Genomic DNA, 13,102 nt, shown 5'->3' on the forward strand with positions numbered 1-13,102 from the left:
TGGCCGGAGCATTCACCGAGGCGTCCCGCCCCATTAATCTTGCACGCCGCTGCTATCGCGCCGCATGATGGGCCGTCCGCGAGAGCGAGGAGCGTACGTGAGCCGCTGGACGGTGCCGGGCTACACCGAACTGGGCGAACTCGGCTCCGGTGGCTTCGGACGGGTCGTACTGGCCCGCCATGACGATTCCGGCACCGTCGTCGCCATCAAGTACCTGAACACCGAACAGCTTGGTGGCGAGACCTTCCTGGCCCAATTCCGGGACGAGGCACGCACGCTGGCCACCCTGGACAGCCCCTACGTCACCCGGCTCTACGAATACGTCGAGGGAGAGGATCACGCGGCGATCGTCATGGAAGCGGTCGACGGCGCATCCCTCCGGGCGGTGCTGGACGCACACGGCCCTGCGGGCCCGGAGGCGGCCCTGTCGGTGCTCAGGGGTTCGCTGCTCGGACTCGCCGCGGCTCATGCCGCCTCGGTGGTGCACCGCGACTACAAGCCCGCGAACGTCCTGGTCGGGCAGGACGGCCAGAGCAAGGTCGCCGACTTCGGGATCGCCGTACGGTCGGGGGAATCCGGTCGGCCGGCCGGACGCCGGCCTACATGGCGCCAGAGCAGTGGGAGGGCGGACCGGCCGGTCCCGCGACCGATGTCTACGCGGCGACCTGCGTCTTCTTCGAGTGCGTCACGGGCCATCGGCCGTACGACGGTGATCAGGCGGCGCTGCGGCGTCAGCACGTGACCACACCGGTTCCGCTCGACGATCTCCCCGAGCCGGTACGGCCGCTCGTCGCGCGAGGCATGGCGAAGGACCCGGCCGATCGGCCACCGGGAGCGCTCGAGTTCGTGGCCGAACTGGAGTCGGCGGCCAGGGAGGCGTACGGCCCGGACTGGGAGCGCAACGGCCGGAGGCGCCTCGCCGAGGCCGTCGCGGGCCTGGCCGCGCTGCTGCCCTTCGCCCTCCTCCTCGGCACCGCCCCCGGCGGCGTCGGCGCGGGCGGAGGAGGAGCGGGGAGCGGAGCAGGTTCGGCGGGGACGGGAGGCGGCGCGGGCGGAGGCACGAGTGCGGGCGCGGGAGGCGCCGGCGGGACGGGCGGGACCGCCGGTCGTACGGTGGGCAGGACTCTGCTCGGCAAGACCGGCGCCAAGGTCGGCGTCGGTGCCGCCGGTGCGATCATCCTGGGCATCGCCGGCACCGCCGCTCTGCTGCATCAGGGCCATGAGAAGCGTCCCGTGCCGGTGGCCGCTCGGAAGCCGTTCACCATCTCCTACGCCTCCTTGGAGCGGACGTACACGCATCCGCCTATGACGGTCGAGGGCAGATACGTCCACGTCGCCGGTCTTCGGGACCCGGCCATCGAGCAGGCGGTCAACCAGGCCCTGCGGCTGCCCCTCGATCAGCAGTTGAAGCGTTATGAGATCGCCCGGCGACCGGATGCTCGGCCATCGGGGCGTCCACGGTTTACGACCACCATCGAGTTGGGGTTGCGCGGGCCTCGGCTGCTTTCGGCGCGGTATCACTTCTCCGCCTCTGGCCAGGTGCCCGTCACCGCCTTCGACGAGGGAGGCACACGTGCGGTCACCGTCGACATGGTCACCGGTCGACGCCTCAGGCCTCGGGACATCCTCCGAGATGCCGTCTTCAACCGATCCGGACTAAAAGATCTCGAAGGGCGGGTCGGCGAAGCGGCCCCCGGTGGGGCGCTGTGTGGTGGAGATCAAAAGATCGTCCCGCGAGCCCTCACCGCTTCCGCCATGGACAACGACGACAAGGAAAAGCGTGCGCTCGACGTGATGCCGACGGCAGAGGGACTGGAGTTCGGTGTCGTACCGCCTCTGCTGGGCTACGTCTGGGCGTGTGCCGACACCGTGGTCACGGTCCCGTACGACAAGATCTCCGATCTTGTCCGACCTGAGATCCTCGCGCTCATCCAGGCGTCGGCCGCGTCGCCCGCGCCATCGCCCTCATGAATCCGCCTTCAGGTGCCGTTCGACGGTCTCAACCTTGCTCGTGAGGCCGTCGGCGACTCCCTCGCGGATATCGGCTTTCAGGACGAGGCTGACCCGGGGACTGCGGGCCGCGACCGCGTCGACCGCCCGCTTCACCACGTCCATCACCTCGTCCCACTCGCCCTCGACGCTCGTGAACATGGCGTCCGTACGATTGGGCAGCCCGCTCTCCCTGACAACCCGCACCGCTTCGGCGACGTACTCCCCCACGGCCTCGCCGACACCGAGCGGGGTGACCGAAAAAGCGACGATCATCAAGACTCCTTCAGGTGCTTCAACACGGCTTCGACGGCGGGAATGTCGGCCGGCAGCCACGGGACGTCGAACACCTCCGCCGCGGTCAGCCAGCGCAGCGCGACGTGCTCTCGGGCCTCCGGCACGCCGTCGACGATGGCGGCCGTCCAGACCCGCATCACCATTCCATTGTGCAGCGGGCTGTCCCCTCCGACTCGGCGGCCGACCGACACGTCGATCCCGAGTTCTTCCCGGCATTCGCGAACGAGCGCGTCCTGTTCCGTCTCGCCTGGTTCGACTTTGCCTCCGGGGAACTCCCAACCGCCGGCCAGCTCCGGCGGCTCAGCACGCTGCGCCGCCAGGAGCCGTCCCCGATCGATGATCGCCGCCCCCACCACGAGAGGTGGTACCGGTCGTTCGATTCGCACTCAGAGTCTCTTCGTCGGGCCGTTGTGGCCGTTGTGAGCCGTCGGGCGAGTGAAGCCGACGGCACCACCGGGATAGGTCTTGTAGTTCTGGAGCTTGACGACGTCACCGGTATGCGGCGCGACGATCATGATGCCTTTCTGGGGGTTGTAGACGATGCCGACATGCCCGGGGCCGGTGTGCCCCGGCAGGTACTCGAAGTAAACGAGATCGCCCGGCTGCTCCTGCCCTCGGGGCACCGACGCCCCCCACCAATATTGATCATCCGAAAGACGGGGAATGGTGACGCCGGCGCTCTTGTACGCGGACATCGTCAGCCCGGAACAGTCGAAGCTGTTCGGCCCGGTCGCGCCGTAGACATAGGGCTTGCCCAACTGCGCCTTGGCGAAGGCGATCACCGTCGCGGCCACCGCGCTCGGGGCGACGGGGGCGCCGTTCATATCGACGCAGCTCGGGCCGCTGGCTTGGACCACGCCGAAGTTGCCTGAAGCGTACCTCTTCGCCCAGGACAGAACGTTGTTGACATAGGACACCAGGTGGTTGTACGCGAAGATGGCGTCGCGCATTCGGTCCGGTGCCCCGCTGGCCTTCAGATAGCGGGCGGCGGCGGGAATGGCGTCGGCCGGATCGTATCGATCTTTCTTGTTGTCACCGTCACCGTCGACACCGTAAATCCGCCATGTGCCGGGGATGAACTGCATCGGCCCGCCGGCGTGTGCGTAGTTCTCGCCGCTGGAGACACCGGGCGCCTTGAGCTGACCATGGTGGGTCTCCACGTACCCGATGCCCGCGAGGACGTTCCACGGAATGCCGTACTGCTGGCCCGCCTTCTTGTAGAGCGCCAGATAGTTGGACGGGATGCTGCTGGCATCGCCGGACTGCTGGGGCTGCGAGGCGGCACCGGAGGTGTCCGTGCAGTTTCCGCCGCTGGTGGCACTCTGAAAGAGGTTGTTGGCTCCGAAGAACAGAGGAATGGACACCAGGCTCATGAAGAACAGAGCCGCAGCGCCTCCGGCGATGATGATCGGCAGGCGGACCGCACCCCGATCCGATCGCGTGAAATGATGAAGAGAGACAATACGACGGCTACTACTCCGCCCCCCCAAGCCGACGCCGAGCTGCGAGTGCCGGCGAAGCCTCATCTCTTTCCCTTCACTTGTCCCCTACATTGGCCGGCTGGAAGGCATAGACGACCCAGCCCCCACCGGACCTCGTCACCGTGACGGCGTACTGCTGACTGCTGTCGCTGGAACTTCCTCCCTTGTTGATGTGCTGCGTTCCGGTGACCAGGAAGATGAACTGGTCTTTCTCCATGTCCCGGAGAGAGTCCAGATGCGCGTCGGAGGTCGAGACCTCCTTGTCCTGCTTCCGCTGCTCGAGAACGCCCGGCGCCGACGAATCGCGCTGCAGTTGCGCCGCGAGATCGGCGCCTACCATGCCCTGCATCCGCCCGGTATAGGCACCCGGCTGTTCGTCGTACCGATACGTGCCGTACGCGATGGTGAAACGCCGGGCCACGTCCGCCGCCGCGCTGAAGTCCTTCTGCGTGAACGGCAGAAGTGAATAGATGTCGTAAGAACCACCACTCGGCGGAGGACCCGTCAGTCCGGGCACGGTCGCCGACGGCACGGACGGCGACGGGGTCGTCCCGTTCCGCCGCGCCGAGTTCTTGTGCTTACCGCTTCCGGTGCCGACAGTCAGGACCACTCCGGCCGCGACAAGGAGCACCACCAGCGCGGCGAACAGGAACTTACGCTGGCGATCAGTCAGGTCCATCGGCTCCTCATCGTTCGTCGTCACCGTCCTCGCGCTTCACCGGACGCAGCCAGAACGGCATCGCCGGGCCGTCATCCCGCGACTTGCCCGACCACAGCGGCGGCGGCGCCTTCCGCTCGGAAGGGCTCTCCTCACGCCGATTGGGGCCGGACGCGGGACCAGGCCTCGCTCCGGACGCTGCTCCACGCGCCGGCGGATTCTGCTGCCGCTCCCCCGAACCGCCGGAGTCTCGTCGCGGAGTCGTACGGCCGCCGGACCCGCCGCCGAACCAGCTCCGGCCGCCACCGGCACCGCCACTCGCCCCGCCGTCGTTACCGCCGCCACCGGACCGGCCGCGGCCGCTCTCGCCCCCACCAGCGGGGCCGCGAGGCGGTGTGCGGGTACCGGACCCCTGACCCGCGCCACTCTTCCCGGTAGCCCCCCAGCTCGGGGCTGTGGGCGCCGCGGGCGGACGCGAACCCCCGCCTCCGGCGGCGGCGTTCGGGCGGCGCTCCTCGCGCGCCGGTGAATCCGCCGGCGGGCGCGGAGCCGGCGGACGGGCCGCCCCGGACGGACGCGAGCCCCACAGGCTGCCGCCGTTCGCCCTTCCGACCGGCGGCGATGCGGCGGCTTGGGCCCGCGGGGACAGGTTCAGCGGAGGAGCACTGCCTCGCGCCGCACCGGCTGCCTTCGCCGCGAGCTGGGTGGCGCGCCCACGGCGGTCGGACGCGCCGACCACCTCACGACCCGCCGTGTCGAAGTCGGCCGATTCGTCGCCCCTGAGCGCGGGAGCGCCCGCAAGGTTGCCGGAGTCTCGCTTGCCCCAGCGACCGAGCCGGTAGCCCGCCGCTCCGGGAACGGCCGCGGTCGCGACCGCGGTGGTCCGCTTCCGCGTCTCCCGGATCGCCTCCTCGACGTGCTGCTCGCCCTTACGAGAGCCGACCGCGGAGTAACCGACCGCCGCGAACAGATGCTGGAACGGCTTCCGATAGACGAACGCCGCCAGCGTGACCAGAGAGATGAGCAGGATCTGCAGACCCCACGGCAGGCTCTCGGCCATGACCAGCCCGTAGCACCACAACAGGAGCGCCAGCACTCCGATGAGCGCTGCCTGCTTCAGCAGGGTCGACAGGAGCAACTCGAACCAACGCACTGCGATGACCCGGCCAATGCCGGGATGGATGCCGATGCCCAGGAAGATCGGCCCCGCGACGAGAAGCAGAAGAAACGAGATCTTCAAGATGATCAGCATGACCGAGACGACCAGGACCAACAGCCCGGCGACCAGCGCCGCAAGCAGGGCGCCGAATCCCACCGCCAGACGCGACTGCCAGTCTTTCCCCTGGAAGAGAGAGTAAGTGCCAGGAGAATTATCTTTGATATTCTTCGTTACCGACTTATAGGCGTCGGCCTTTTTCCCGAGGTCCGGCTTTTGCCCGCTGACACTCTCATGAAGATCGACAGCCTGAGATTCCAGGAGTGTGGCCGCATTGTCCTGAACGATCTTAGCTTTCGGATCATCGGTGCCGAACTCGCCCATCAGCCATGGCTTACAGACGAGCGTCACCCAAAGACCGTTGGCATTGCGGGTCACTGCATCGTTCGACACCGGCTTCGGCACTTTGCCGTTACCGTTCTCCTTCTGCGGGATGCAGGTCGCGCTATCCGTATCGCTCTGTGGAAGAGCGGCATTGAAGGCCGCCGTCGCCCCGTTCGAGACCTTCGTGCCCAGCGTGGTGAAGTCGCCGGGTCTGCCGATCAGCCAGATGAGTGCGACCATCGCCACAACCATCCAGATGGTCCCTTCCGCGACCCGGCTGGCCCGTCGGCGAATCAAACCCCACCAGGCCAGCCACAGAGCGCCGAGAATGACGACCCATGACCAGTATTTGGCCCCGAAGGTGTTCCCCATCCCGCGGATGACACCGTCGACCGTCTTCTTGAGCCATCCGAGGAGGGCCTCGGAGGCTGCCGACTGATAGATGGTGATGGTCGTCCGATCGATCGCTTGCGCGAAGACGAAGACGGTGTTCGCGATGTTATTCCCGATCATGGCGGGCATATCGGAACAACCCATATCCACCGCATGCCACGACTGACCACGCGTTCCGTACCGGTCGTAGTAGGTCAGTTGCTCCGGTGTATCCTTTGCCGCCTTATTTAGCTGATCGCTCGGATAATTCGGCGGCTTGACCATACCATCGATACCCGACCCGTACTGCTCGGGAGCCGGATGGTCGGCGGGCGCGCAGGCGTCACTCGGGTTAGGGCCTATCGGATCGGCGCTGGCAATGCCCAGGGGGCTGAGGACCAGCAGGGCCATGAGGATGAGGACGAGAAGCGACCGGCGCTTCCCGGGTGGTCGGGCGGTTGCCGCTGGGCGTCGGCGGCGGATGCCTGGCACCCTCATCGGGGGACCTCCTGGGTGACCTCTGTGGCGGGGTCGCGGGGGGCGGTGGAGGGACGGGTTGGTCGCTGGTTCCCACTATGCGCGTCGGACGGCTCCTGCGCACCGGTTTCACCGGGCTTGGAGCGTGTCGGGTTGGTGTCGAGCCAGCGGAGCAGTTCCTCGGAGATGAGGTCCACGCCGATGCGGCCGGCACGGCCGTCGAGGTCCCGGAAGATGCACTCGCCGTTGCCGAGGTTGCGGAGTACGGCGCGGTGCTCGTCGGAGTTCTCGACGCCGAGGAGGGCCATGACGTTGCCGACCTCGTTGCGCTCGGTGGAGCGGAACGAGTAGACGGACGAGAGGCAGTTGGTCACCTGTTCGTTCAGCAGGTCGCCGGCGTTCTGCGAGACGAGGATGAGGGCGGTGTTGCGGGAGCGGCCCATCCGGGAGACCTCGGGGATGAGCTTGGCGCCCTCGGGTGTCTGGGTGATCGCCCACGCCTCGTCGAGGAAGATGGTCTTCGGGAGGTGGCGGTCCAGGCCGTGCATCAGGCGGCGGGCGAACTGCGACACGAGGTACATCAGGGCGACCGAGAGGCGCTGCTCGTAGGAGTAGTCCTCGCGGTTGATCGCGACGTCCGGCAGGGTGAGGCCGCCGAGGGTGAAGACGGTCGTCCAGCCGGCCGTGTCGATCCGGTCGCCGCCGGACGGGTCGAAGCAGAGCCGGGCGAGGCGCATCTCCGACATGGATCGCAGGACGGCGCCCAGGTTCTTCGACGCGGGGTCCTCTGAGGCGTCGAGGTAGTCGACGACCTTGCCGAGTGACGGCTGTGGCTGGTTGGCGACCGCGCCGACCGCCTGGATCATGGCGGACTCGCGCTCTTCGGACATGCGCGGGAGGAGCAGCCGGAGCGTCTCGGTCGCCATGGTCTTCTTGGCTGCGAGGTCGTCGCCGAAGCTGAACGGGTCGAGCAGGCCGGGAGCGGCCGAGCCCAGCGGCAGGGTGCGGGCGCGGCGGCCGCGCCGGCGCAGGAGCTCGACGAGGGACTCTGCGTCGCCCTTCGGGTCGATCGCCGCGATCGTCACGCCGCGCAGTGCCATCTGGTACAGCAGCAGGAGCGCGAGCGTGGTCTTTCCACCGCCGGGCTCGCCGGTGATGGCGACGGCGGTGGGGCGGTTGCGGGCGGCGGCGACGAGGGGGTCGAAGTGCACGATGGAGCGGGCGCGGCCGAGGGTCTCGCCGATGTACGGCCCGACCCAGCCGGAGGAGGTGTCGTCTCGCCGGTCCCCCAGGTCGACCGTTGCGGTGGGCATGCCGCCCGCGATCGTCCGGAGCGGCTGCCGCTGGGCGTAGGCGTTGACGCGGATCCGATCGCCGGGCAGCGACTCGCAGAACAGCGAGAACTGGTCGCCGGTCGAGCAGACGATGTCGATGCCGAGGTCGCGGTAGTGCTCGACGACCGCGTCGACGCGCTGCTGCAGGAGCTCCTCGGTCGGCGCGGAGACGATGAGCCGGTGCCAGCCGTACACGAACGGCAGGCGCTCCTTGGTGATGCCGTGCTCGAGCATGCGCGCGGCGTCGATCTGTTCCGCCAGCGCGATGGGGGCCTCGGCTCCGGCCTCCCGGATGTGCTGGTCCATGTCGCGGGCGTGGGCGAGCTTGCGGGAGACGTCCTTGGACGCCTTCGCGGGCGGGACGAGCTTCATCCGTGCCGACACCTCGACCGGGAAGGGCAGCGCGTCGGCGAAGTGCATCCAGGGCTCGCCGTCCGGGAACGGCATCAGGTCGGGGAAGCGCGCGAAGGACAGGTACGCGACGTGGGACGATCCGCTCGGCTGTTCCATGCGGAGGTTCGAGCGGCCGTTGACGATCGTGCCCTCGACGAGGCTCTCGATCTCGCCGGCGCCCCAGGTGCGGCGGGGGGTGGCCGAAGGCGGCGGGTCGGTCAGGGCGCCGGTCGCCGCGTGCTGGAACAGCCAGGCGATCTCGGTGGACGAGGCGTGCCGGGCGTAGAGGGCGCTGCCGCCGAGGGAGCGGCCGAGCCGCTCGGCCTGTTCGGTCCAGCGCGCGATCTCCTTCTCCGGGATCGCGTCGTCGTGCAGCCCGAGGGCCTCCTCGCTGCGCTTGTAGAGCCCGAAGAGCTGCTTGAACGCCCCTCCGGACAGCTGGGCGCCGACCCCCCGCTGGCCGAGGCGTACGCCGAGGTAGACCTCCTTGGTCCAGAAGTCCTTGGACCAGACGTGGGCGTACATCTCCTCGAGGTACTCGCGCCACCCGGAGCCGCCGTCGGAGGTCTCGTCGAGGGCCAGCGCCCATTCCGCCGCCGGGTAGGTGCGGTGCGCGATCCGCAGGTGGATCTCGGCGTCCTGCATGCGGATGCCTGCCATCGCGATGGTGATGTTGGTGGCGAGCGCCTCACGCTCTTCGTTCGTCGTGAACTCGTACGAGACCGTGGGCAGCCGGAAGTACGCCCAGGCGGCGTTGTCGGTGAGGAGGATCCGGTCGTCGAAATACCGCACGGCCAGCCGGCTGCGGGCCTTGGATGCCCTGCTCATCGGTAACTCCCCGTCCTCACTGAACATGCTGATCGTGCACGGCCTGGTCGTCTCGCGTCTCCGGCCCGTCGCCTGCGGGCCGCCTTCTCCAGGCCGCTTCGCGGCACGCCGCTAGGGCGTGTCCGGTGGATCTCCGTCGGACACCCCCTAGGCGGCGCGTCCCCCCGTACCGGGTGAACGTCCGCAGGACGCTGCCGGCTGATCGGGAGACCTCCTGCTGTGGGTAGCGGCCCGGCGTCTGGACGAGGCCGCCGGCGACGACGCCGCCGAGCGCGATGTACGCCTTCCGGGTGGGCGCGCGCAGGGACCGCAGCTCGTTGCGCGGGGCGCGGTCGAGGCTGAGGTGGTCGTCCCAGGGGATGCGCACGAGCGCGCGGCATCGCCCGCGAGCAACCGCCTCGGCCTGCTCCACGTCGTCCATGCTGCGGCGGCTCACTCCGTTGATCACGGTGACGGCCCGGGAGCGCAGGTCCTCGTATCCGTGGCCGTCGAGCCACTCGAAGGTCATGGCCACCGCCCGCGGCGCGTCGGAACTGGCCGGAGCGACCAGCACCACCTGGTCGGCGTACGGCAGCACGCGGGCGACCACGGCGGCCGCGGCGTCGAGCAGCGTGATCGAGTAGAACCGGTCGAGCGTCCGCATCGCGAGGGCGTAGTCGCGGTCATCGAGGGCCTGGACCGGGTTCTTGCCGGCCGCGACGACCTCCAGCCCCGACTTGGAGATGGAGGTGTAGCGGCGCATCATCTGGTAGCCGGTGACCTGCTCGGCATGGGTGATCAGCGAGGTGAGCGTCTCCCGGGTCTCCGTCTTGGTGCGACGGGCCATGGCGCCCGGGCCGGGGTTGACGTCGACCGCCACGATCCGGTCGCCGCGGTGCTGGGCGAAGGTGTGACCGAGCATGAGAGCGGTGACCGTCTGCCCCGCTCCGCCGGTGCAGCCGAGCACGACGACCCGACGCGCGCCCGCGAACGCGGTCCGTACGCGCTGCTCGTAGTCGCCGTCGCCGCTGCCGCCGCCCGAGAAGATCCGCCGGCGGCCGCGGCCGTCGTCGCGTCCCTCGTCCTCGTGACCGGTCTGGGGCATCGGCCCGGGACGCACCGGTGAGGCGGGGCCGGAGCGAACGGCGCGGGGAGGCGACTCCGGTGATGCCGCGGCGGCATCAGGCCGGGCCGGCGAGGCCTGCTGGTCCGCGCCCTGTCGTGGCGGCGTCGCGGGACGGGCGGGCCGTGCCGCGGGAACCTGCGCCGGCCTGGCCGGCTGCGTACGAGGCGGCTGGCCGGGCGCCTGCGGCGAGGCCGGCCGCGGCGACGCGGCGGGCGGCGACGCCGACCCGGCCGCCGGAGCCCGCGGAGGCGCCGGCGGTGTCGCCGGGCGGGACGGAAGCACTCCGGGCGCGGGCGGTGTCCACCCTGGCGCCGGGGTGGACGTCTCGCGGGCGGCCGGTGGCCGCGCCTCGCGGGGAGGAGTCGTCTCTTCCCCGTGCGACCGGCTTCGAGGGGCCGCCGCGGGCCGCCCGGCCGGCCGGGAGAGGCGTCGTGCGGTGGGGCGGCGCCCGTGTCCGCCCGAGGTCGGGCGGTGTCCTTCTCCGGCTGAGGTCGGACGGTCTCCTTCTCCGACTGAGCCGAAGCGGCGCCCGCGTCCACCTGGGGCTGAGCGGTGCCCGCGTCCGCCTGCGGTCGAGGGGCACCCACGTCTGTCCGCGGTTGCGCGGCGCCCACGTCTGTCCGCGGTTGCGCGGCGCCCACGTCTGTCCGCGGTTGAGGGGCGCCGTTCTCGGGCCGAGGTGGAGCAGTGCCCGCGTCGGGCCGTGGTTGAGAGGCGCGCCTCTCCGGCTGAGACGGAGCACCGCCCACGCGCGGTGGAGCGGCGTCCGCGTCCGCCAGCGGTGGAGCGGCGGTGCCCGCGTCGGGTCGCGGGGCGCGGTTGCGCCGGGACGGCGTCGGCCAGACGATCTGGTCGGTACGGGCCTCGGCGATGGACTGCTCTTCGTCGCTCAGGGCCGCCGCGCCGTGGTCCGCCGCCGGCTCGGCCGGCCGTTCGCCGCCGGGCCACGCCGGTGCGTCGGTCCCGGTCGGCGACTCGGCGGAGCCATGGGCGGCGGGGTCGTCGGCGGGCTTGGCGTGCCGCCCGTGCGGCAGCGGGATCACCTGTGCCGGCAGCCCGCCCTGGTCGGCCTGCCCCGGCACGGCTGGCTGACCCGGCACGGCGGGCTGACCCGGCACGGCCTGCTGACCCAGCCGGGCCGGCCGTCCGGGCTCGCCGGTCTCGGCCGGCCGGTCGGAACGACCGGCCGCCGGGGGCCGCGCGGGCGTGGCGCCGGTGGGACGTGGCGGCGTCCCCGCACCGCCTGGGGCGGTCGTGGGCGAGGCGCCGGGATGCGCCGGTGGCCCCGACGGAGCGGCGTGCCGGCCGACGCCGGGGGGCTCGGCCGGCGTCGCCGCCGTGTCGGCGCGAGCGGGCGCGCTCGGGGTGGCAGGCGCGTCGGGGCGAACCGGCGGGTTCGGAGTAGCAGGCGTGTCAGGGCGAGCAGGCGCGTCGGGATGTGCCAGTGCGTCGAGGCGTGCCGGTGCGTCAGGGCGCGCGGGGGCGGCCGGATCGGCGGGCTTGGCGGTGGGCGTGTCCGAGGACCGTCCTGTGGGGGCCGACGGCGGCAGGGTCGGCGTCGGCCGGGTGGTGGCCGCCGACGCCTCCGGCTCGTGGGAGGCGCTGCGGTGCCGCGTCACGCGGCGTGGCGCGTCGGGCTCTCGCCCCGGCCCCTGGGGAGCGGTCTCGGGACGGCTCTCCGCGGGACGTCCGTGCTCGGTCGCGCGCCTGTCCGCGCTCTCCGGCTCGGCGGACGCCGGACCTGTGGTGTGGGCGGCCGGCGCGGCCGGGAGCCCGGGCCTCGCCGGTGCGCCGGGCCGCGCGGGAGTGCCCGGCGTCGCGGGAGTGCCCGGCGTCGTGGGAGGGGCAGGAGTGCCGGGTGCCGACAGGCCGCGGACCGGTTGGGGTGTCGTGGGCTGAGGACGGGGCGGCCGGATCGGCGTGGGCCGGGCGGCGGGCTCGGAGCGCACCGGCTGCGGCCGCGTCGGCTCGACGCGCGGCGGGGTGAGCCGGCGCCGCCGGCGGGCGGTGCGACCGCGGTGCCGTCGTGGGGCGTCGGCTGCAGGCTCGGAGCGGGCGGGCGCTGGGCGGCGGCGGGACGGCGGGACGCGCCGTGCGTCGTGTTTCCGGCGCCGGCGCGCTCGGGCATGGGCGGAGCGGGCACCGCCGGCGTCGCCATGGCCCCCAGCGCGGGTGCGCGCTCGACCGGTTCGGCCACGGGATGCGCGGCGTGCACCCGTCCGCCGGACACGTGGCCGCGCCGCCACACGCGGCCGACGACGGCGACCTCGCCCGGCTCGTGGATGGGCGTCAGCCGGGCCCAGGTGCGGGCCTCGGTGAGGTAGCGCACCTGGGAGATGAGCAGCTCGGTGAGGCGTTTGCCTTCGATGACGGGACGAGTGGCCAGCCAGGTCAGGACGCCGGGGGGCACGAGATAGACGACGTGCCACGGCGCGTGGAACGGCAGGCCGGCCACCTGGAGCAGGACGATCCAGGGTAGGAAGACGCCGACGAACACACCGATCTGCACCAGCGGCAACGGCATCGGCAGCCGCAGGTCGTAGAGCTTGTAAAGCCGCTTCTCGATGCGCCAGATATTGGTGTACGTAGGCAGATCCACCCGGGCCCCACTCCCCTAATTGAGACCAG

Annotated in this window: 10 protein-coding genes; 1 reads left to right on the forward strand and 9 read right to left on the reverse strand. The window is 71.0% G+C overall.

All coding sequences use genetic code 11. The features are described 5' to 3' along the window. Positions 1-97: 97 nt before the first annotated feature. The gene (locus ACYVF7_RS50830; RefSeq protein ID WP_460354120.1) at positions 98-742 is read left to right on the forward strand and encodes a serine/threonine-protein kinase; all 645 of its coding nucleotides are present in this window, start codon (positions 98-100) and stop codon (positions 740-742) included. 1,223 nt (positions 743-1,965) lie between these two features. Here the strand turns inward: ACYVF7_RS50830 and ACYVF7_RS50835 are convergent. The 9 genes from ACYVF7_RS50835 to ACYVF7_RS50875 form a co-directional block, all read right to left on the reverse strand. Continuing rightward, the gene (locus ACYVF7_RS50835) at positions 1,966-2,265 is read right to left on the reverse strand and encodes an MTH1187 family thiamine-binding protein (protein WP_460358548.1); all 300 of its coding nucleotides are present in this window, start codon (positions 2,263-2,265) and stop codon (positions 1,966-1,968) included. Next, complete coding sequence (locus ACYVF7_RS50840; protein WP_460354123.1) at positions 2,265-2,672, reverse strand: (deoxy)nucleoside triphosphate pyrophosphohydrolase; 408 nt, start codon at positions 2,670-2,672, stop codon at positions 2,265-2,267. Before ACYVF7_RS50840 ends, ACYVF7_RS50835 begins: the two co-directional genes overlap by 1 nt. Continuing rightward, a complete protein-coding gene (locus ACYVF7_RS50845; protein WP_460354124.1) occupies positions 2,673-3,812 on the reverse strand; it encodes a C40 family peptidase in 1,140 nt (379 codons plus the stop codon). A 10-nt stretch (positions 3,813-3,822) separates the two neighbouring features. After that, complete coding sequence (locus ACYVF7_RS50850) at positions 3,823-4,446, reverse strand: hypothetical protein (protein WP_460348790.1); 624 nt, start codon at positions 4,444-4,446, stop codon at positions 3,823-3,825. A gap of 7 nt (positions 4,447-4,453) precedes the next feature. Next, positions 4,454-6,748 carry a type IV secretion system protein gene (locus tag ACYVF7_RS50855; protein WP_460354126.1) on the reverse strand — a complete coding sequence of 765 codons (2,295 nt, stop codon included), beginning with the start codon at positions 6,746-6,748 and terminating at the stop codon, positions 4,454-4,456. A gap of 83 nt (positions 6,749-6,831) precedes the next feature. Next, positions 6,832-9,369: an ATP-binding protein gene (locus tag ACYVF7_RS50860; protein WP_460354129.1), complete on the reverse strand. Its 2,538-nt coding sequence runs from the start codon at positions 9,367-9,369 to the stop codon at positions 6,832-6,834. A gap of 16 nt (positions 9,370-9,385) precedes the next feature. Further along, on the reverse strand, positions 9,386-10,453 hold the full coding sequence (locus ACYVF7_RS50865) for a MinD/ParA family ATP-binding protein (protein WP_460354131.1): 1,068 nt from the start codon (positions 10,451-10,453) through the stop codon (positions 9,386-9,388). A gap of 76 nt (positions 10,454-10,529) precedes the next feature. After that, a complete protein-coding gene (locus ACYVF7_RS50870; RefSeq protein WP_460354132.1) occupies positions 10,530-10,778 on the reverse strand; it encodes a hypothetical protein in 249 nt (82 codons plus the stop codon). A gap of 1,311 nt (positions 10,779-12,089) precedes the next feature. Further along, positions 12,090-13,073: a conjugal transfer protein gene (locus ACYVF7_RS50875; protein WP_460354134.1), complete on the reverse strand. Its 984-nt coding sequence runs from the start codon at positions 13,071-13,073 to the stop codon at positions 12,090-12,092. Between the last annotated feature and the right edge of the window lie 29 nt (positions 13,074-13,102).

This window comes from Actinoallomurus acanthiterrae (genome assembly GCF_054775715.1).

Coding starts and splice junctions, on each gene's coding strand:
- ACYVF7_RS50850 (WP_460348790.1), bottom strand. CDS start 4,446: ATGGACCTGACTGATCGCCAGCGTAAGTTCCTGTTCGCCGCGCTGGTG.
- ACYVF7_RS50835 (WP_460358548.1), bottom strand. CDS start 2,265: ATGATCGTCGCTTTTTCGGTCACCCCGCTCGGTGTCGGCGAGGCCGTG.
- ACYVF7_RS50855 (WP_460354126.1), bottom strand. CDS start 6,748: ATGGCCCTGCTGGTCCTCAGCCCCCTGGGCATTGCCAGCGCCGATCCG.
- ACYVF7_RS50845 (WP_460354124.1), bottom strand. CDS start 3,812: ATGAGGCTTCGCCGGCACTCGCAGCTCGGCGTCGGCTTGGGGGGGCGG.
- ACYVF7_RS50865 (WP_460354131.1), bottom strand. CDS start 10,453: ATGCCCCAGACCGGTCACGAGGACGAGGGACGCGACGACGGCCGCGGC.
- ACYVF7_RS50860 (WP_460354129.1), bottom strand. CDS start 9,369: ATGAGCAGGGCATCCAAGGCCCGCAGCCGGCTGGCCGTGCGGTATTTC.